Raw genomic sequence first — 19,844 nt, forward strand, 5'->3', positions numbered from 1 at the left:
AGCAGAATTCCCTTCCAATGAAAAGAACAAACCACCAAAATTCGTTAGGCTCCCCTCTCCGCGGGAGAGGGGCCGGGGGTGAGGTAACCCGCCTGGCAACGTTGCTCCTACTCCCGCTGCTATCCCACGCCCAGCCCATCAACCGCCAGGCCGTGGTGGAGCGCCACAAGGTCCACGTCAGCAACACCGACTCGCTCAATTCGCTCTCTGTGGGCAACGGCCGCTTCGCCTTCACCGTCGATGTGACCGGCCTGCAGACGTTCCCGCTGCACTACGAAAAGGGCCTGCCGCTGGGCACCGAATCGGAATGGGGCTGGCACCGCTTTCCCAATAAGGAGGGCTACAAATTCGACCAAAGCCTGCGCACCTACACCTTCAACGGACGCCCGGTGAGCTACGCGGTGCAGGTGAAAACGCCCGGCAACAAAGAAGCGGTGGACTACCTGCGAGCCAACCCGCACCGCCTGCAGCTGGGTAATCTGGGATTCCTCATTCTGAAAAAAGACGGTCAGCCGGCCGGCATTCGGGACCTCAAAAACATCCGCCAGGAGCTGAACCCGTGGACCGGCGAAATCCAGAGCCATTTCACGGTGGAAGGCACGGCGGTGGACGTGGTCACCGTTGGCCACCAGATGCAGGACGCCGTGGCGGCCAAAGTCACGTCGGAGTTGCTGAAAGCCGGCCGGCTGAAAGTGGCCCTGCGCTTCCCGTTCCCCACCGCCGGCTGGGCCGACATGGCCGTGGACTACACCCACGAGGCCGGCCACAAGTCGGCCATTGTGGAGCACGCCCCCGGCCGCGCCCTGCTCACCCACCAGCTCGATACCACGAAGTATTTTGTGGCCCTCGGCTGGACCGGCGCCGGCACGCTGGCCGTCGGCCGGCCCCACGAATTCATTCTCGCTCCCGACCGCAAAAGTGCCGTTCTGGACCTGAGCTGCCAGTTTTCGCCGCGTAAAATCGTCGCGGCGCCCGGCTTTGCCGCCACATCAGCCAACAGCCGCCAGCAGTGGCAGGCCTTCTGGCGCAGCGGCGGGGCCGTCGATTTCGGCGGCACCGCCGACCCGCGCGCCCAGGAGTTGGAGCGCTGCGTGGTGCTCTCGCAATACCTCACGCGCCTGCACAACGCCGGCTCGCAGCCGCCCCAGGAAACCGGCCTGCTGCTCAACAGCTGGTACGGCCGGCCGCACCTCGAAATGCACTGGTGGCACGCGGCCCACTTCGCCCTCTGGGGCCGGCCCGAAATCCTGGAAAAAAGCCTGACGTGGTATGCCCGGCCCGACGTGCAGGCCGTGGCCCGGGGCATTGCCCAGCGCCAGGGCTACGCCGGCTGGCGCTGGCAGAAAATGACCGACCCCTGGGGCGAGGAAGGCCCGTCGTCCGTCGGCGCGTTTCTGCTCTGGCAGCAGCCCCACACCATCTATTTTGCCGAAGAAGCCTACCGCGCCCACCCCAATGCCGCCACGCTGAAGCTGTATGGCGAACGGGTGCAGCAAACGGCCGAATTCATTGCCTCTTATCCGTTTTTTGAGAAAGACAAAGGCCGCTACATCCTCGGCAAAGGCGTGATTCCGGCCCAGGAGCGGTTCAAGGCCGAAGACACCTTCAACCCGACGTTCGAGTTGGTGTACTGGCACTGGGCGCTCGACATTGCCCAGAAATGGCGCGAGCGCCAGGGCCAGCCGCGCAACCCGCAGTGGGACGACGTGCTGGCCAAACTGTCGAAATTACCCGAGGCCAACGGCGTGTACCTGGCCGCCGAAAGCGCCCCCGATTCCTACACCAACCCCGAATACAAGACCGACCACCCCTCCGTGCTGGCGGCGCTGGGCGTGATGCCCGCCACCGGCCAGCAGGACGCCGCCACCATGCGCCGCACCTTCGACCTCATCTGGCGCGACTGGAGCTGGAACGACACCTGGGGCTGGGACTTCCCCATGACTTCCATGACGGCCACCCGCCTCGGCCTGCCCGAAAAAGCCGTGGATGCCCTGCTCATGAAGGTGCAGAAAAACACCTACCTCCCCAACGGCCACAACTACCAGGAAGGCCGCCTGCCCCTCTACCTGCCCGGCAACGGTGGCCTGCTGGCCGCCGTGGCCCTCATGTGCGCCGGCTACGACGGCTGCCCGGAAGCCAACCCCGGCATTCCCAAAAACTGGAAAGTGAAGTGGGAAGGGCTGCAGAAGATGCCATAGCGCGCCTCTTGCAGGTCCGTCATACAGCGCCCGTACAACTTCGCCATGGGCCGGGGCGAGTGCTTTGTGCACGCCCCGGCACTTGCCCGTTTTCCAGGGCCAGCCCTGGTGCTGCAAGCTTCCCGGCAAGCCCCAGGCACCGCTTCTTGGCCAGGGTGCCCTTTCCCACCAGACCGCCGCAAAAAAAACAGCCACCCGGTATCAAAACCGGGTGGCTGTTTTTGTGTGGGAAGTAAAGGATTCGAACCTTCGACCTCTTGCGTGTGAAGCAAGCGCTCTAAACCAACTGAGCTAACCTCCCAAAAAACACAGGCGTGGCCTGTGGCAATAATGCCCGAATCAAAAAGAAAACAGCCACTCAGCTTTGGGCCTAAGTGGCTGTTTCTCAATGTGGGGGATGTAGGGTTCGAACCTACGACCCTCTGCTTGTAAGGCAGATGCTCTGAACCAGCTGAGCTAATCCCCCGTGGGGTTGTTCCCGTTTGGGATTGCAAAGATGGGAGGAGTTTTCGAAAATGCCAAACACTCCCCTGCTTTAAAACACGGTTTTTTTCCTCCGAGAAGCTGTTTTTGGCACCAACAAATTCATTTTCAGGGCAAGAAAATTTTCCTGCAGACTCAAAAAAAGCTGAAATTTCTTTCTCGCCGGGCCAAGCAACGTATTCGGGGCCGGCCCGTTAAGGAGTCCGACCTGTTACTTTAAACACCTTAAATACCCCACCCCATGGACACGCAACTCCTTCAGAACTATTCCGAGCCGGAAAAAACGGCCTATCTGAGCGCCATTGCCAGCCTGGCCACTGCCGACCGGCAGGCCTCGGGGGCCGAAACGCAGTTTTTGCAGGCCCTGGCCCAGCAGGCGGGCCTATCGGGCGGAGCCACGCAGCAGGTGCTGGCTGCCGCGCAGGATGCCACCAACGAAAGCATTCAGCAGAACCTGGACGCGCTGAAAGGCAGCGACCTGCGCTTTTCGCTCATCACCGACCTCATCAGCTTTGCGCGGGCCGACGGGGCGTACGCCAACGACGAAGAAGCCATGATTGGCAAGATGTCGCAATACCTGGGCATCAACCCCGAGCAAAAACAAACCCTGGAAACGGTGGTGGACCAGGCAGCTACTGTGCCCCACGACCCGCAGGACCCGGCCAAGGAAGGATTTTTCAGTCGCATGGGCGACAAGCTTTCCAGCGTGGGCATTCCCAAAAGCGCCCTGATGACGGGCCTGCTGGGCGTGCTGGCCCCGGTGGTTATCTCCAAAGTGATGAGCAGCGGCCAAAGCTCCAGCGGCTACGGCGGCCAGAGCAGCGGCGGCGGCCTGCTGGGCGGTGGCCTGGGTGGCCTGCTGGGCGGCGCGGCCCAAAGCGGCATGGGTGGCCTGTTGGGCGGCTTGCTGGGCGGTGGCATGCTGGGCGGCCTGCTCGGCGGCAATTCTGATGCCACGGCCAACCTGCCGCAGCAGGGCTCAGCCATCGGCAGCGGCGGCCTGGGCTCGATGATGTCGATTCTGGGCGGCCTGGGTGGCCAGCCCAACTCGCAGCCGCGCAGCGCCGGGGGCGGTGGCCTGGGCGGCCTGCTCAATGGCGGCCTCGGTGGCATGCTGGGCGGGCTGCTGGGCGGGCGCTAGCCGGTGGGCATACTTAAGCACTGCAGCAGAAAGGCCCGCTCCTGTCCAGGAGCGGGCCTTTCTGCTTTTGCTGGGCAGGAATTCAGGCTTGAAAAGCTATGCCTTGGGGGCGGCAACTACTTGCGCGGGCGCGCCGGCAAACAGCCCGCCGTGCTGCTCCACCACTTCCACGATGCGGTAGTTGAGGTCTTCCTTCACGTCGAGGTATTCATCGTAGCTGGTGGTTTCGACGAAGTACTGCACGCTGACTTCCTTGCCGGCCGGCGTGAGGGCGTTGAATTTCATCTGCACATCCTGGGTCACCAGCTGATGCTGCTGCATGGCCGCGATGGCATCGGCAATGATGGCGTGGAGCTGGGCGCTGGTGGTTTTCTGGTCGAAGGTGAGGGTGAAGCCCACCCGGCGCGAGGTGCGCAGCGAGAGGTTGTCGAGGGGCTTATCAATCATGCTTTTGTTGGGCACGGTGACGTAGCTTTTCTCGGCGGTGCGAAGGCGGGTGCTGCGGAAGCCGATTTTTTCGACGGTGCCGCTCACGTCGCCGGCCGTCACGAGGTCGCCCACGCCGAAGGGCTGGTCGAGGAAGATGGTGAACGAGGCGATGAGGTTTTCGAGGCTCTCCTTGGCGGCAAAAGCCACGGCCAGGCCGCCGATGCCCAGGCCGCCAATCAGGGCCGTCACGTTCACGCCAAACACTTCGCCCAGTATCACCATGAAGCCGATAATGATGACCAGCACCTTAAGCAAATCCTTGGCGAAGGGCAGGAACTGACTATCGAGCCGGTTGCCGCCGGGCGTCACACGCAGCTCGTTGCGGCGGCGCACCACCAGCAGCGCAAAATCGACCAGGCGCAGCACCACCCACGTCACGGTGCCGATGAAGCCCAGCAGAAACACCCGCAGCAGCGCCACTTTGGGCCAGGGCTCTATACCAGGCACGACATTGGGCGGCATGGGGTAGCGCAACACCCCAAACGCCAGGTAGATGGTGACCAGAAACAGCAGCACCGACAGCGGCTGAATCAGCAAATCGTGCAGCTCGGGCTCGCTCACGCCGGCCGTGTAGCGCTTGGTGAGGCGAAACAGCACCTTGCTCAGCAGCCGCGACAGCAGCTGGCGCAGGGCCGCGCCCACCAGCAAAATCAGCACGGCCAGCGCGTATTGGCCCACCGTGTTGCCCAGCAGCTCGTAGTTGAAAAAAGGAGGTAGCGTCATGCAGAAGTTGTAGCGCGAACGGTGCAGTTCGCGTCCCGGAACGGTTTGAAAGGCGCAAGGGCGCGAGCTGCAAAGTTCGCGCTGCACCGCTACTTCGACCGGATGGCAATCACCGGGTCCAGGTTGGAGGCCAGCACGGCGGGCACAATGCCGGCAATGATGCCAATGCCCACCGAAATGAGCAGGCCCAGCGTGACGCGGGCGGCCGTCATGGTAAGCGGCAGGGCATCCTGCGGAATAAGTGTCAGAAGCCAGACCAGCGCAATGCCCGCCCCGCCGCCAATCAGGCACAGGAAAATGGCTTCGAACAGGAACTGAAACAGGATAAAGAAATTCTTGGCACCCAGCGACTTCTGAATGCCGATGATGTTGGTGCGCTCGCGCACCGACACAAACATGATGTTGGCAATGCCGAAGCCGCCCACCAGAATGGCAAACGAGCCGATGATGCCGCCCACCAGGCCAATCACGCCAAACAGCTTGCCCACGGCCGAGGCAATCATCTCGGGGCGGTTCAGGGCGAAGTTGTCTTCCTCGCGGGGCTTGAGGCCGCGAATGTTGCGCATCACGCCCCGCATCTCGTATTCCAAATCGAGCAGGCCAGGGTCTTCGTCGCGGCCCTTCACGGCAATGGTAGCACTGGGCCCGCCCCCGAAACCACTGGTGCTCAGCGCAAACATCTTGGTGAACATATTGAACGGGATGATGCAGTTGGCGTCGTTGCTGGAAATGGTGATGAGCTTTTTGCCTTCCTTCTGCATCACGCCAATCACGGTCAGGGTCTGGCCCCGGGCCTTGAACTGACTGCCCAGCGCGTTGCCGTTCGGAAACAGGTTTTCGGCAATGGTGGCCCCAATGATGGCCACGGGGCGGGCCGCATCCATCTCCTGCACCGTGAAATAGCGGCCCTCCTTAATGGGGACGTTGCTCACCACGCGGAAATCGTAGCTCACGCCCTGCAGCACGCAGTCGGCCACCGAGTTGGAGCCGGCTTTGAAGGTGTTGCCGTTGTTGGCGGCGAAGATGGCAATGCCTTTGTTGTTGGGGCCGAGCTGCTTGCGGAGCTGCTGGTACTCGCGCGGGGTGGGCACGGGCCGCTTGAAATACTTCCACCACGGAAAGTCCGACTCGAAGGCAAAGGGCCACTTCGAGACGTAGATGATTTTGTCGCCCACAAAGTCGAGGCTGCTGCGAATGTTGGCTTCGAGCGAATCGACGATGGTGAAAACGGCGATGATGGCAAAAATGCCCACCGTGACGCCCAGCAGCGACAGGATGGTGCGCAGCAGATTGGATTTGAGGGCATCCCAGGCAAAACGGAAGCTTTCGAGGGTGAGGCGCAGGGTCAGCATAGAAGGAAGATGCTCGGATAAGCCGGCTTCAGCGCCTAAAGGACGGAAACCGGCGGGGAAGTTGCGGCATCGGCGCCCGGGCGAAGCGGCCCGCGCCCCCGTGGCCGGCAAAAGAACATATCGCGCCCGCGCTAGTTGAATTACGACAAGTCATCCAAGCGCGTGAAGACGTTTCGCTGTGCTCAGGATGACAAAGAGTTAAGTACGGCCGGTATTTTCCGGAAAAATTAAAGTTTCGGGAAAAAGCCGTACTTTTGCCTCCCCAAAATTCCGTATATTCCCCCAAATACTGCCCTATGGCGATGAAATTGCACGAGTTCAAATTTGAACTCCCTGAGGAGCTGGTGGCCATGCACCCCGCCCGCAACCGTGACGAGAGCCGTTTGATGGTGGTACACCGCGCTACCGGCCAGATTGAGCACCGCAACTTTAAGGATATTCTCGATTATTTTGATGAGGGCGACGTGTTGGTGTTCAACGACACCAAAGTATTCCCGGCCCGCCTCTACGGCAACAAAGAAAAAACTGGCGCGAAGATTGAAGTTTTCCTGCTGCGCGAGCTGAACAAGGAGCTGCGCCTGTGGGACGTGCTGGTGGACCCCGCCCGCAAAATCCGCGTCGGCAACAAGCTCTATTTCGGCGAGTCGGACATGGTGGCCGAGGTGATTGACAACACGACTTCGCGCGGCCGCACCATCAAATTCCTGTTCGATGGCACCGACGAGGAGTTCCGCAAGGCCCTGTACGAGCTGGGCGAAACCCCGATTCCGAAAGAAGTTATCAACCGCGAAACCGAGCCCGCCGACAAGGAGCGGTACCAGACCATCTACGCCGAGCACATTGGCGCGGTGGCGGCCCCCTCGGCCGGCCTGCACTTCACCCGCGAGGTGATGAAGCGCATGGAAATCAAGGGCGTGGAGCCAGCGTTTGTGACGCTGCACGTGGGCCTGGGCACCTTCCGCACGGTGGATGTGGAAGACCTGACCAAGCACAAGATGGACTCGGAGAACTTCATCGTGACGGCCCCGGCCTGCGAAGTGGTAAACAAAGCCCTCGATGCCAAGAAGAAAGTATGCGCCGTGGGCACCACCACCATTCGCGCCATGGAGGCGTCGGTGTCGGCCAATGCCCGCATGAAGCCCACGCAGGGCTGGATTGACCGGTTCATCTTCCCGCCCCACGACTTCAAAATTGCCAACTGCATGCTCACCAACTTCCACATGCCGGAGAGCACGCTCATCATGCTGGCGGCGGCCTTCACCGGCTACCCGCTGCTGATGGAAGCCTACAAGGAGGCCATCAAGGAGAAATATAAGTTCTTCAGCTACGGCGACGCGATGCTGATTCTGTAGTCCGGCGAGTGAATTTTTGACTGTTTTGAGTGAAGGCCCGGCTGTATTTGCAGCCGGGCCTTTTGCTTTGTCTAAATTTTCTCAGCATATCCCCCGCTGCACATGGCTCCCCCCTCCTCCCCTTTTTCCCACTCAAGCGTCGCCCCGGCGCGCTTTGCCATTCTGGTGGCGGGCGGCAGCGGCACCCGCATGGGGGCCGACCGGCCCAAGCAGTTTCTGCTGCTGCACGGCGAGCCGGTGCTGCTGCACACGCTGCGGCGCTTTGCCGAGCCGGCCTTGGGCGTGCACGAAATTGTGGTGGTGCTGCCCGCCGACCAGCTCGACACCTGGCGCGCGCTGTGCGCGCAGTTCAACGTCACGATTCCGCACCGGCTGGTAACGGGCGGGGCCACGCGCTGGGCTTCGGTGAAAGCCGGGCTGGCGGCCTTGTCGGCCCACACCGAGGGCTTGGTGGCCGTGCACGACGGGGTGCGCCCGCTGGTGCCGCGCCTAGTGGTGGAGCGCACCTACGCCGCCGCCGCCACCCACGCCGCCGCCGCCGCCGCCGTGATGCCCAAAGACTCGGTGCGGCTGGTGTCGCAGCACGGCTCGGCGGCCCAGAACCGCAGCCGCCTGCGCCTGATGCAAACGCCCCAGACCTTCGAGCTTGACCTGCTGCGCCGTGCCTACGCCATGCCGGAGCTGGCCACTTTCACCGACGACGCGACGGTGGTGGACGACCTGTGCCGCGTGCAGCTGACGGATGGCGACTACCGCAACCTGAAAATCACCACGCCCGAAGACCTGGTGATTGCCGAAGCGCTGATGGCGGCCGGCTTATAAAAACCAAAAAGCCGCCCCGGTCAGGGGGCGGCTTTTTTTATTGGCTTGCGGAGCTGCCGCTTTTTAGCGCAGGGTGATGGTGCGGGTGCGGCCGTTCACCGATACGGTGGCGGTGTTGTCGCAGGCGCCATTGCCGTAGTCCAGCGTCATCGTTTTGTTGTTGGAGTTGGTGATGCTAATCACGCCCGACACGTAGTATTTGAAGCAGTCGCCGCGCTTCACCAGAGGAGTTTGCACGGTGGTGGTGTAGCTCACGTTCCGGCGGTTGGTGCCGCTTGCCGAGCCGGTTACGCTGTACACGTCATCGGATACGGCGGGAGTGTTGTAGCCGGCGGTGCGGGTGAAGGTCCAGTTGGCGGTCCAGGAGTGGGTGCCGCCGTTGTTGGCCCGGATGATGCTGGCGTTGGTAACGTCAACCGTGAAGGACCCGGCCCCGGTGTCGGTGAAAGTGCGGGTGGCGGTGTGCTGGTTGTCGTTCACGAAGTAGTTCTGGCGGGTGACCACTGCCCCGGCACGGCGGTTGAGCACATCGGTGGTGAACACCACGACGATTTGGCCCCGGCGGTAGCGGCCATCGGGGCACAGGCAGTTGGTGGGCCCGAAGTCGATGGTCAGGGTTTTGGTGGTGGCGTTGTAGGTGCGGGTAGCGCAGGCCCCGAAGCGGGCATGAAATTCGGCTTCGGTGGTGAGGTTGGGCGAGTTGGCCACCGTGGGGTCGGTGGGGCCGGCCTGCATGGCTTCGGAGCTGATGGCCGTTTCGATGTTGTCCTCGCTGCGGTCCTCGGCCGTGGTGATGTCGTCGGTGGGGGTCGCGTCATCTTTGCGGTTGCAGCCGGTGGTGAGCAGCAGGCCGCTGGCGAGGCAGGCAAAAGTCAGGGAACGAAGGGAAAGCGTGAACATGGCGACAATAAAAAAGTATATGAATGAAGTGGTTGAACTGCGTTTGTGGCGGTTGGAAGCCGATGTGCCGGGCAGGTTTAAGCCGGTGGGCAAAAAACTTGAGCCGCCGCTTAAAAACCCCGGGGCGGGGCCAGCGTATAGCGCTGATACTAAAGCAGCCCTGCTTTTTTCAACCCCAACCATATGTCTGTTTTTTCGCGCTCCAGCTGGTCTTTTCGCACCGTGGCTGGCACTTGCACCCTGCTGGTAGCCGCCGCCTGCTCTTCGGGCGATGGCCACGGCAACGATGCCGTGGACAAAGCCCTGGCGCAGAACGAGCAGCAGATTGACGCGGCCGACATCACCAAAAAGCAAATCGCCGATGCGACCTTCCTGGTCCGCGCCACCAGCAACGCCCTGCTGGAAATAGAGCTGGGCAAGCTGGCCCAGGCCCGTGCCGGCAATCCGGTCCTGCGCGACTACGGCACCCGGCTGGTGCAAAACCGCCTGGAGCTGCTGACGGCCCTGCGCACCCTGGCCGAAACCAAAAAGCTGGCCCTCCCCTCGGCCCTGGGCGAGGACGAACAGGCCGCCTACCACGAAACCAGCACCCGGCAAGGTCCGGAGCTCGATAAGCACCTGCTGGCTTTGCTGGTGAAGACTCAGAAACAGGACGAAGATGCTTTCGACGACATGAGCGACGATGCGCTCGACGGCGACATTCGCGGCTTTGCGGCCAAGTACCACGAGCCGGTAGAAGCGCAGCTGGATGCGGCGAAAGAGGCAGCCGACAAGCTGCCCTAACCCTGTGTTTGCCCTATTTTCTTACTTAACCAACCCTCTTTCCTTTTCCCAATGAAACGCCCCATCATCACCCTGCTTAGCGCTGCGGCGCTATTGATTGCCGCAGCCGGCTGCAACTCCAACGATTCGGTGAAGCAGGCCCAGGAAGCCAACGAAGTGAAAGCCGATAGCGCCACGACCAACACCGACATGGGCAAAATCGAAGAAAAAGGCATGGATTACGACTCCGAATTCCTGACCAAAGCGGCCAGCGGCGGCATGCTGGAAGTGGAGATGGGCAAGCAGGTGGCTGCCCGCGCCGTGACGCCCCAGGCCAAGGAATTTGCCCAGAAAATGGTGGACGACCACACCAAGTCCAACGCCGAGCTGATGGCCCTGGCCGCCAAGAAGAATATCACTCTGCCTACCACCCTCGGCGACAAGCACGAGGATGTGCTGAAAGACGTGACCGAGGAAAAAGGCGTGAAAATGGACCAGGAATACATGAAGGAGATGCTTAAGGACCACGAGGAAGACGTGAAGGAATTCACCGATGCCTCCGTTAAAGCGTCCGACCCGGATATCAAAGCCTTCGCCACCAAGAATGTGCCCGTGCTGAAAATGCACCTCGACATGGTGACGAAGATGAAAGTGGCCGTGGATGCGGCCAAGTAGTGGATTATAGATTTTGAAAAAGCCGGTTACGTCTCGCAACGTAACCGGCTTTTGCGTTTAGGGGCGCAGGCTGAAGCATGCGCTACAGGAATTTACACCGTGGCGTACTTGCTCGTGCGCAACTCCTCGGCCAGGAAGCGGGCGGTGTGGCCTTTGCCGGCCTTGGCCACCTGCTCGGGCGTGCCCTGGGCCACGATGGTGCCGCCGCCCGCGCCGCCCTCGGGGCCGATGTCGATGACGTGGTCGGCCACCTTAATCAGGTCGAGGTTGTGCTCGATGATGAGGACGGTGTTGCCCTTGTCGGCCAGCTTCTGCAGCACGTCGGCTAGGTGGTTGATGTCTTCGAAGTGCAGGCCGGTGGTGGGCTCGTCGAGGATGTAGAACGTCTTGCCTGTGTCCTTCTTGCTCAACTCGGTGGCCAGCTTCACGCGCTGGGCCTCGCCGCCGCTTAGCGTGGTGGCCTGCTGGCCCAGCGTGAGGTAGCCCAGGCCCACCTCGTTCAGGGTTTTGATTTTGCGCAGGATGCGGGGCTGGAACTCGAAGAACTCCACGGCCTTCTCCACCGTCATGTCCAGAATGTCGGTGATGGACTTGCCCTTGAAGCGCACTTCCAGCGTTTCGCGGTTGTAGCGGCGGCCTTTGCAGGTTTCGCAGGGCACGTGCACGTCGGGCAGGAAGTTCATCTCAATGGTGCGGATGCCTGCGCCCTCGCAGGTTTCGCAGCGCCCGCCCTTCACGTTAAAGGAGAAGCGGCCGGGGCCGTAGCCGCGGATTTTGGCCTCCGCCATCTCGCCAAACAGCTGCCGGATTTCGGTGAACACGCCCGTGTAAGTGGCCGGGTTCGAGCGCGGCGTGCGGCCGATGGGCGACTGGTCTACCTCAATCACCTTGTCCACCAAATCCAGCCCTTCGATGCTGCTGTAAGCCAGCGGCTCCTTCTTGGCGTTGAAGAAATGCTGATTCAGAATCGGGTACAGCGTGTCGTGGATGAGCGTGGATTTGCCCGAGCCCGACACGCCCGTGACGGCCACCAGCTTACCCAGCGGCACCTTGAGGGTTACGTTTTTCAGGTTGTTGCCCTTGGCGCCCTTCAGCACCAGCTCGGTGCCTTCGCCCTTGCGCTTCTTTTTCTGGATTTCGATGTGCTTCTGCCCACTCAGGTACTGCGAGGTGAGCGAGCCGGAGTTGAAAATCTCCTGCGGCGTGCCCGAGGCCACGATGTGGCCGCCGTGCACGCCCGCGCCGGGGCCAATGTCGAGCACGTGGTCGGCGTGCAGAATCATGTCCTTGTCGTGCTCCACCACAATCACCGAGTTGCCGATGTCGCGCAGGTGCTGCAAGGCCTTAATCAGCCGCTCGTTGTCGCGCTGGTGCAGGCCGATGCTGGGCTCATCCATGATGTAGAGCACGCCCACGAGCTGGGTGCCAATCTGGGTGGCGAGGCGGATGCGCTGGCTTTCGCCGCCGCTCAGCGTACGCACCGGACGGTGCAGGTTCAGGTAATCCAACCCCACTTCGAGCAAAAAGCCGATGCGCTTGCGGATTTCCTTTAGCAGCTCGCGGGCAATCACGTTCTGGCGCTCGCTCAGGCGGCTTTCCAGCCCCTCGAACCAGGCGGCCAGCTCGTTGAGGTCCATCACCGACAGCTCGCCGATGTGCTTGCCGTCCATCCGGAAGTGCAGGCTTTCCTTCTTGAGGCGGTAGCCCTGGCACTCGGGGCAGGGCTGGGCCTGGGCGTACTGCGCAATCCACTCCCGGATGTTGTCCGACTCCGAGTCCATCTGCCGGCGCAGGAAGGGGATAATGCCCTCGAACGCCTCGTTGTACATGCCCTTGCCGCTGTCGGCCTCGTCTTCCGAGATGCCGTGCAGCAGGCGCTTCAGCAGCTCCTCGGGCAGCTTCTCAATCGGCGTGTTCAGGGTGGCCTTGTTCTTCTTGAGAATGAGCTGCAGCTGCTGGAAAATCCAGATGTCGCGGTACTCGCCCAGCGGCGCGATGCCGCCCCGGCTGATACTCAGCTTGCGGTCAGGCAATACGGCTTCTTCGGTGATTTCCTGCACCTCGCCCAGGCCGTTGCAGGTGGGGCAGGCGCCGTAGGGCGAGTTGAAAGAGAACGTGTTAGGCGCCGGGTCGTCGTAGGCGATGCCGGTGGCGGGGTCCATCAGAAAGCGCGAGAAGAACTGCGGCGCGGCCTTTTTGGCGTCGGGGTCGAGCACCAGCATGGTGCCTTTGCCGTGCGTGAGGGCGTTTTGCACCGAGCCCGAGAGGCGGAACCGGTCTTCTTCCTTCACCAGCAGCCGGTCAATCACAATTTCGATGTCGTGGATTTTGTAGCGGTCCACCTGCATCTTGGCCGTGATGTCGAGAATTTCGCCATCGACGCGCACTTTGGTGAAGCCCAGCTTGGCAATCTTCTGGAAATCTTCACGGTAGTGGCCTTTGCGGCCTTTCACCACGGGCGCCAGCACTACCAGCTTCTTGCCGTCGAAGTGCTTGAGGATGTAGTTGATAATCTGGTCGTCGCTCTGCCGAATCATCTTCTTGCCCGTGGCGTAGCTAAAGGCCTCAGCGGTGCGGGCATACAGCAGGCGCAGGAAATCGTAAATCTCCGTGATGGTGCCCACCGTGGAGCGCGGGTTGCGCGAGGTCGTTTTCTGCTCGATGCTGATAACCGGCGACAGGCCCTCAATCTTGTCCACATCGGGCCGCTCCAGCCCGCCCATGAAGCTGCGGGCGTAGGCCGAAAACGTCTCCATGTACCGCCGCTGTCCCTCGGCATAAATGGTATCGAAGGCCAGACTCGACTTGCCCGAGCCCGAAATGCCCGTGAACACCACCAGCTTGTTGCGCGGGATTTTAACCGACACGTTTTTCAGGTTGTGCTCGCGCGCGCCGTACACTTCAATGAAGGGAGCATCGATGTGATGCGATGAGCCATTAACGGTGGTGCCGGTCATGGTCACAGGCGGCAGCACATCAGGCGTCTGATGCTGGAGAGCAACTTCCACACTGGCCGGGTTGGGCTGGCTGGCCGTAGCGGCAGCCGGTTCGGTAAGGGTCCCGGCCAACTGTTTTTTCAGCGTGGCGGCAGTGGTTTTGGGAGCTTTTGGGGCTTTGGCAACCGGAGAAGCAGTGGATTTTTTGGCCATTCAGAAACGCAGCGAATAAGTGCGTAAAGGTACGTAGAAGGGGCCCCGAAGGCTAATGGAATAGGCATATTTGCCAGTCGCGTTAGTTTATGCCGGGCCGGGGCGTTGGTGCACAACAGCCAGGGCGCGGCATTTGTGCCCGGCATTCCAATAGAAAATAAACCGGCGACGATTCAGGGCAGTTGGCCGACATTTTTGGTCCCTGAGGCTACTCCGCTGGGCATCTTGGCACTTGCCTTGCATCTATTGAAGAGCAGCGCCGTTAGTGGCCTGTTATCGTTTTTCATTCAATCAATTAACATGAAACCCCTCGCAAGATTGTTTGGCGCGGCCCTGGTGGGCGCGTTTGCCCTGTTGGCCACGCCGGCCGCTCAGGCGCAGGTGGGGGTGAATATTAATATCGGCGTACCGGCCTGGGGCCCCCAGGTTCCTTATGGCACGCAGTATTACTACATCCCCGAGATTGATGGTTATTACGACCTCTACAACCAGCAGTATATTGTGTATCAGGACGGCTACTGGGTGCCGCTGCCCGAGTTGTATGGCTACGACCCCTACCAGTTTCATCCGGTGGTTGTGGACTACCGCGGCCCGCAGCCCTGGCTTCAGGTGAGCTACTACCGCCAGCGCTACGCCTACCAGCCCTACCGCAACTACGGCCCCAGCCGGGGCTACTACAACGGCGGCTATGGCTACGGCAGCAGCTACGGCCGCCCGCGCTACGACAACCGCGGTGGCTATTCCAACGGCCGGGGCTACGACGGCCGCAACGACCACGACAACCGGGGTGGTTACAGTACCCCGCGTGGCAACCAGATTCCCCCACAACCCCAACAGCAGCCTCAGCCCGGTGGCTATAATCCTGGCCAAGGGCAGGGCAACCACGGTGGCATGGGCGGCAATCAGGGCGGCAATGGTGGCGGCCGGGGCAACCAAGGGCAACCGGGTGGCGGCAATGGCGGCGGGCGCGGCAACAATGGCGGGGGTGGCAACCACGGTGGTGGTCGTGGCCGGGGCTAACGTTCATTTGGGTCGGCACTCAACTTGCTTATCCCAATCCTAGTATACAGCACCCGGCGCTACATCAGGGGCCGGGTGTTGTAGTTTTTACCTTTAATTCAGTCCATCATGAAATTGCTTCCCACCCTCCTCTGTGCCACGATGCTCGGGGGAATTTCACTCACTGCTGCCCCGGCCGCTCAGGCGCAGGTCAACGTTAATATCAACACGGCACCGCCCGTGGTAGTGGGCGCGCCAGCCGATGCGCAGTACTACTACGTGCCCGAAATCAACGGCTATTACGACGTGCCGGCCCGCCGTTACATCGTACAACGCAACGGCAAATGGTCGCGCCTGGAGCGCATCGACGGTTACAATCCCGCCAATTTCCACCCCCAGTACATCGAGTACCGGGGGGCCGAGCCCTGGACCTACCGGGGCGGCAACCCCCACGGCCTACCCCCCGGCCAGGCCAAAAAAATGTACCGCCACGACGAGCATCACGACGATGACCATGGCAGAGGCCATGGCAAGGGCAAAAAGCACTAGCCCCCTGCGCGTTTCCTAATCAGGCCCCGCCCTCATCCGGCGGGGCTTTTTGGTAACGCCCGGGTTTGGCACCTTCCTTGCCTTTCGTGCGTATCAGCTCTGCTTCTTTTTTCAATCAGCCATGAATTTCCTATCCAGAACCTTCTATACGGTGCTGCTCAGCGCGCTGGCCCTGACGGCCGCCCAGGCCCAGGTGAATGTGAACGTGGGCCGCCCCGCCTGGGGCCCTGCCGTGCCGCAGGGCACGCAGTTCTACTACATTCCTGAAATCGATGGCTATTACGACCTCTATGCCCAGCAGTACATTGTGTACCGGGGCGGCCAGTGGGTGCCGGTGGCCGTGCTTGATGGCTACGACCCCTACCAGTTCCATCCGGTGGTGCTCGACTACCGGGGCCGCGAGCCCTGGGTGTACGTGCGGGCCAACCGCGCCCGCTACCCCCGCGCCGTGGTGGTGCGGCCGCGCACGGTGGTGGTGCGGCCCCGCCCCGTGATAGTAAACCGTGGCCTGCCCCCCGGCCAGGCCAAAAAAATGTATCGCGAAGGCTACCGCGAGGGACGGCAGGACGGCAACAGTCAGGGCCATGGCCACAGCCGGGGCCGGGGCCGGGACTAACCCGGCAGCAAGTGTAATGGAAACGAAAAAGGACCTGCGGTGGCAGGTCCTTTTTCGTTTCCATCCCTTGGATGCTACATAACTTTGGCGGGGTTTTTCTTTTCCTTCCGCCATATGGTTTTCAGCAGTACGCTCTTTCTCTTTTATTTTCTGCCGGGTTTCCTGCTGCTTTACTACGCAGTGCCGGCCCGGTTCAAAAACACCGTGGCCCTGCTGGCCAGCATTGGCTTCTACGCCTGGGGCGGCCTCAATTTTCTGGGCTTGTTCCTGGGCTCGGTGGTGGTCAATTTCGTGCTCATCCGCTTCATGGATGCCACGGCGGAGCGCTGGAATCAGCGCATTTTCCTGATAATGAGCATTGTCATCAACGTGAGCATGCTCTTCTATTTCAAGTACGCCAACTTCTTTCTCGAGAATGCCAGCGCGATGCGCGCCTACTTCGGCGGTCCGCCCCTCACCTGGGAAAAAGTAGTGCTGCCCATCGGCATCTCCTTTTTCACTTTCGAGAAGCTCACCTACACCATCGACGTGTACCGGGGCGTGAACAAGCCGCTGAAATCCTTCTGGGACTTCATGCTCTACATCATGCTGTTTCCGAAGATGATAGCCGGCCCCATTGTGCGCTTCCACGAAATCGCGGGCCAGCTCACCGACCGGGCCGCCTTCGATACCATCGACCACAAGCTGGCCGGCGCGTTTCGCTTCGTGCTGGGCCTGGCCAAAAAGGTGCTCATCGCCAACGTGCTGGGCGAGCAGGCCGACCACATTTTCACGGCCGCCCCCAATACGCTGGCTTCCGGCCAGGCCTGGCTGGGGGCGCTGGCCTACACGTTCCAGATTTACTTCGACTTTTCGGGCTACTCCGACATGGCCATCGGCATCGGCCGCATGATTGGCTTTCAGTTCCCGGAGAACTTCAACAACCCCTACGTCTCGCGCTCCATCACCGAGTTCTGGCAGCGCTGGCACATCACGCTGGGCCGCTGGATGCGCGACTACCTCTACATTCCCCTCGGCGGCAACCGCGTACACCCCAGCCGCCTCTACGTCAACCTCTGGACGGTGTTCATCCTGTCGGGCTTCTGGCACGGCGCGGCCTGGAATTTCATTGCCTGGGGCGCCTACCACGGCCTGTTTCTGGTGCTGGAGCGGCTGTTCCTGCTGAAGCTGTACAAGAAAATCGGCGTACTGAGCATCGTGCCGACCTTCGCCATCACCGTCGTTGGCTGGGTGCTGTTCCGGGCCGAAACGCTGGCCGGGGCCCTGCAATACCTCAAAACCATGATGGGGCTAGCGGGTGCGTCTGTTTCGTCCACCTATTTCAATACGGAGTTCTGGTTTACACTGGGTCTGGCCTCGCTGGTTGCCTTCGCAGCCGCCTGGCCAGCTGTGGAGCGCTGGGAGCTGAGCACGCTGGCCCGTGGTCACTTCAGCCTGCGCGGGGCGTTCAGTCTTACAATGGTAACGGCCCTGCTCTTAGTGCTTAGCATCAGCTACGTGCTCGGCAGTACTTTCAACCCCTTCATATACTTTCGGTTCTAGCACCCCAACTGGACTGGTAATGAAACGCATCAGCCACATTCTTGCTAATGAAGCACTTATTATTATCCTTTCTACTCCTTTTACTCATTGCCCCAGCGCTACAGGCCAAGTTTCATTGGCTACCCGAGCCCGCACTGGGAGGGGCCTACATCACCGCGGAGCACCCCGAGCTAACTGCCAATAGCCTGACTAACGGCGAATACCAGGCGCAACTGGAGCACTACCTGGAGGACCGCCTTGGGTTCCGGCCATGGCTGGTGCGTCTGCGCAACCAGCTGTCCTTTTCGCTGCTCGGCGTGGCGCGCTCCACCGAGCTTGTTATCGGCCGCGACAATGTGCTCTATCAGCCCGGCCCGGTAGATAGCTACTTGGGCAAGGACTTTTTGGGGGAAGCCGAGATTCGCCACCGCGTGCGCCGGATGCGGAGCGTGCAGCAGGCCCTAGCCGAGCGCGGTGTTCCGTTCCTGTTCATGATGGCGCCCAATAAGGCACGCTACCAGCCCGAAGACCTGCCCGCCTATTTGAGCCAGCAAAAACAGCCGCACTCTAACTATGAAGTGTTTATGCAGGAGATGAAGGCGAACAACATCAATGTATTGGATTTCTGCCCGTTGTTTCAGCGCTGGAAGGACACTACCCGTTACCCCTTGTTTCCGAAAGGGGGCACCCACTGGAGTGGCTACGCTTCGACCCTGGCCGCCGACACTTTATTCCGGCGGATGGAACAGCTCGGGTCGTTCAACCTCCTCGATTTCCGGCGCGAGGGGCCGATACAGGTCAGCCGTGATACAATGCGCAGCACCGACGGAGACTTGAGCAGCCCATTGAATCTATTGCAGCCTTACCAGAACTACCCGATGGCTTATCCGCACATTGTGTTCAGTCCCTTGCAACCGGGTGAGCAGCGGCCCAATCTACTGGTTTCGGGCGACAGCTTCGGGGCAGCCCTCATGCAGTTCAACCCATACATGCAAACCTTGTTCTCCCCAGATTCCCGCTACTGGGGATTGGAGGAAACCATCTTTCTGTTCAGCGACAACTCTGCCAGAACGGGGGAAAATCTGAACCAGTTGGATTTTCGCCAACAGATTGAATCCCGGCAGTTTATCATGATTCTCATAACGGAGCAGAACCTAGCCTCTGACAGCTTCATCAATCGCCTTTACGACTTGTATCATCCCCTCACGCCCGCCGACCGGGCCCGAATCGAACAGCTAAAGGAAACGCTGGCCCGCAACGCCACTTGGGAGGAAGGCAGCGACCCCTATTTCACCGATAAAATGTATCAAAAGGCCTACATCCTCTTCAACAAAGAGCGCGAATAACCCTCCATACACAAAGCTGTGCGCTTAAGAAGCAGCATTCTTCGGATAGCGCGGGAAGGAAATTATGTCGCGGATGTTGCTCGTACCCGTCACCAACAGCACCAATCGCTCGAAGCACAGGCCAAAGCCGACATGCGACCACGTGCCGCAACGACGGATACTATCACCAGTTTATGCCCTGTCTCTGCGGACACTCCGGCAAGACGCGGTAGCCCAGCTAACCTTTGTGCCGCTGATGGCCCAGTGGAAAAAACCTTCAGCCTATCCGCCTTTCGCTCGGGCTGGTACGCACTGGGCGCATGAGGGGCTGCGCTGGCAGCGTGGATATATCCATTAACCAGACAGAGCCCTTTTTTACACAGAACACGTGAGGTAAGACATCGATTTGTGGCAGCAGCTGGAGTCACCCGCTTCGTCGTCTTACCCTCCTACCTAACACAACTTGGTGAAAAAAGAATTCGAATTCACGAACCAGGCTTACCTACTCTATCATCCTCTTACACATAGTAATAGAACTGCCATTGACCAGCTGGTTAAAAAGCGGATGGCGGATGAGCTTGCCGAGAATCCTGGCTCTGCGTGGGCAAAGCAGGTGAAAGGCGGCGCTTACCTGGAGCAGGTTTGCAGAAAGGTAGAAGCAGTCTATCAAGACAGACGTTAAGAGGAATTGCGTACCCTTTCTGTCTGACGCACCCGGCCGCGGCAGCCCGCTGCCAGAACTTATAAATTCGAATTTTCAACGTCGCCCAAAAGCAAGTTTGGTGGCC

Annotated in this window: 17 protein-coding genes and 2 tRNA genes; 12 read left to right on the forward strand and 7 right to left on the reverse strand. The window is 60.7% G+C overall.

Translation table 11 applies throughout. From position 1 onward, the window contains the following. The first annotated feature begins 101 nt into the window (after positions 1–101). Positions 102–2,198: a hypothetical protein gene (locus tag ACYVHT_RS14075; protein WP_460552854.1), complete on the forward strand. Its 2,097-nt coding sequence runs from the start codon at positions 102–104 to the stop codon at positions 2,196–2,198. A 226-nt stretch (positions 2,199–2,424) separates the two neighbouring features. On the opposite strand, the gene ACYVHT_RS14080 is transcribed toward ACYVHT_RS14075, so the two are convergent. Next, positions 2,425–2,499: transfer RNA gene (locus ACYVHT_RS14080), tRNA-Val, on the reverse strand. Positions 2,500–2,589: 90 nt separating this feature from the next. Beyond that, positions 2,590–2,664, reverse strand: a tRNA-Val gene (locus ACYVHT_RS14085). A 258-nt stretch (positions 2,665–2,922) separates the two neighbouring features. Between ACYVHT_RS14085 and ACYVHT_RS14090 the strand changes: the two genes are divergently transcribed. Next, complete coding sequence (locus tag ACYVHT_RS14090) at positions 2,923–3,822, forward strand: tellurite resistance TerB family protein (protein WP_460552857.1); 900 nt, start codon at positions 2,923–2,925, stop codon at positions 3,820–3,822. A 96-nt stretch (positions 3,823–3,918) separates the two neighbouring features. On the opposite strand, the gene ACYVHT_RS14095 is transcribed toward ACYVHT_RS14090, so the two are convergent. Then, positions 3,919–5,034 carry a mechanosensitive ion channel family protein gene (locus tag ACYVHT_RS14095; protein ID WP_460552861.1) on the reverse strand — a complete coding sequence of 372 codons (1,116 nt, stop codon included), beginning with the start codon at positions 5,032–5,034 and terminating at the stop codon, positions 3,919–3,921. A gap of 89 nt (positions 5,035–5,123) precedes the next feature. Next, the gene (locus ACYVHT_RS14100) at positions 5,124–6,386 is read right to left on the reverse strand and encodes an ABC transporter permease (RefSeq protein ID WP_460552864.1); all 1,263 of its coding nucleotides are present in this window, start codon (positions 6,384–6,386) and stop codon (positions 5,124–5,126) included. A 302-nt stretch (positions 6,387–6,688) separates the two neighbouring features. Between ACYVHT_RS14100 and queA the strand changes: the two genes are divergently transcribed. Continuing rightward, the gene (gene queA / locus ACYVHT_RS14105) at positions 6,689–7,738 is read left to right on the forward strand and encodes an S-adenosylmethionine:tRNA ribosyltransferase-isomerase (RefSeq protein WP_460553129.1); all 1,050 of its coding nucleotides are present in this window, start codon (positions 6,689–6,691) and stop codon (positions 7,736–7,738) included. A 102-nt stretch (positions 7,739–7,840) separates the two neighbouring features. Further along, complete coding sequence (locus ACYVHT_RS14110) at positions 7,841–8,560, forward strand: IspD/TarI family cytidylyltransferase (protein ID WP_460552867.1); 720 nt, start codon at positions 7,841–7,843, stop codon at positions 8,558–8,560. Positions 8,561–8,623: 63 nt separating this feature from the next. Here the strand turns inward: ACYVHT_RS14110 and ACYVHT_RS14115 are convergent, their stop codons facing one another. Further along, the gene (locus ACYVHT_RS14115; RefSeq protein WP_460552870.1) at positions 8,624–9,460 is read right to left on the reverse strand and encodes a hypothetical protein; all 837 of its coding nucleotides are present in this window, start codon (positions 9,458–9,460) and stop codon (positions 8,624–8,626) included. A gap of 183 nt (positions 9,461–9,643) precedes the next feature. Here ACYVHT_RS14115 and ACYVHT_RS14120 point away from each other — a divergent pair, with 183 nt between their 5' ends. Both ACYVHT_RS14120 and ACYVHT_RS14125 read left to right on the forward strand, forming a co-directional pair. Further along, positions 9,644–10,243, forward strand: a complete 600-nt coding sequence (locus ACYVHT_RS14120; RefSeq protein WP_460552873.1) for a DUF4142 domain-containing protein — start codon at positions 9,644–9,646, stop codon at positions 10,241–10,243. Positions 10,244–10,294: 51 nt separating this feature from the next. Next, a complete protein-coding gene (locus ACYVHT_RS14125; RefSeq protein ID WP_460552876.1) occupies positions 10,295–10,897 on the forward strand; it encodes a DUF4142 domain-containing protein in 603 nt (200 codons plus the stop codon). A 92-nt stretch (positions 10,898–10,989) separates the two neighbouring features. Here ACYVHT_RS14125 and uvrA read toward each other — a convergent pair whose 3' ends face one another. Then, positions 10,990–13,854, reverse strand: a complete 2,865-nt coding sequence (gene uvrA / locus ACYVHT_RS14130) for an excinuclease ABC subunit UvrA (RefSeq protein WP_460553132.1) — start codon at positions 13,852–13,854, stop codon at positions 10,990–10,992. A 492-nt stretch (positions 13,855–14,346) separates the two neighbouring features. Here uvrA and ACYVHT_RS14135 point away from each other — a divergent pair, with 492 nt between their 5' ends. The 5 genes from ACYVHT_RS14135 (at position 14,347) to ACYVHT_RS14155 (ending at position 19,077) form a co-directional block, all read left to right on the forward strand. After that, positions 14,347–15,066: a hypothetical protein gene (locus ACYVHT_RS14135; protein WP_460552879.1), complete on the forward strand. Its 720-nt coding sequence runs from the start codon at positions 14,347–14,349 to the stop codon at positions 15,064–15,066. Between the two features lie 108 nt (positions 15,067–15,174). Then, the gene (locus ACYVHT_RS14140) at positions 15,175–15,594 is read left to right on the forward strand and encodes a hypothetical protein (RefSeq protein WP_460552882.1); all 420 of its coding nucleotides are present in this window, start codon (positions 15,175–15,177) and stop codon (positions 15,592–15,594) included. Between the two features lie 121 nt (positions 15,595–15,715). Next, a complete protein-coding gene (locus tag ACYVHT_RS14145; RefSeq protein ID WP_460552885.1) occupies positions 15,716–16,210 on the forward strand; it encodes a hypothetical protein in 495 nt (164 codons plus the stop codon). Positions 16,211–16,324: 114 nt separating this feature from the next. Then, positions 16,325–17,752: an MBOAT family O-acyltransferase gene (locus ACYVHT_RS14150; RefSeq protein WP_460552888.1), complete on the forward strand. Its 1,428-nt coding sequence runs from the start codon at positions 16,325–16,327 to the stop codon at positions 17,750–17,752. A 47-nt stretch (positions 17,753–17,799) separates the two neighbouring features. Continuing rightward, on the forward strand, positions 17,800–19,077 hold the full coding sequence (locus ACYVHT_RS14155; RefSeq protein ID WP_460552890.1) for an alginate O-acetyltransferase AlgX-related protein: 1,278 nt from the start codon (positions 17,800–17,802) through the stop codon (positions 19,075–19,077). Positions 19,078–19,101: 24 nt separating this feature from the next. Here the strand turns inward: ACYVHT_RS14155 and ACYVHT_RS14160 are convergent, their stop codons facing one another. Next, the gene (locus ACYVHT_RS14160) at positions 19,102–19,236 is read right to left on the reverse strand and encodes an amino acid--tRNA ligase-related protein (RefSeq protein WP_460553135.1); all 135 of its coding nucleotides are present in this window, start codon (positions 19,234–19,236) and stop codon (positions 19,102–19,104) included. Positions 19,237–19,522: 286 nt separating this feature from the next. On the opposite strand from ACYVHT_RS14160, the gene ACYVHT_RS14165 reads away from it, so the two are divergent. After that, a complete protein-coding gene (locus tag ACYVHT_RS14165) occupies positions 19,523–19,738 on the forward strand; it encodes a hypothetical protein (RefSeq protein WP_460552893.1) in 216 nt (71 codons plus the stop codon). Positions 19,739–19,844: the final 106 nt, after the last annotated feature.

This window comes from Hymenobacter daeguensis (assembly GCF_054780555.1).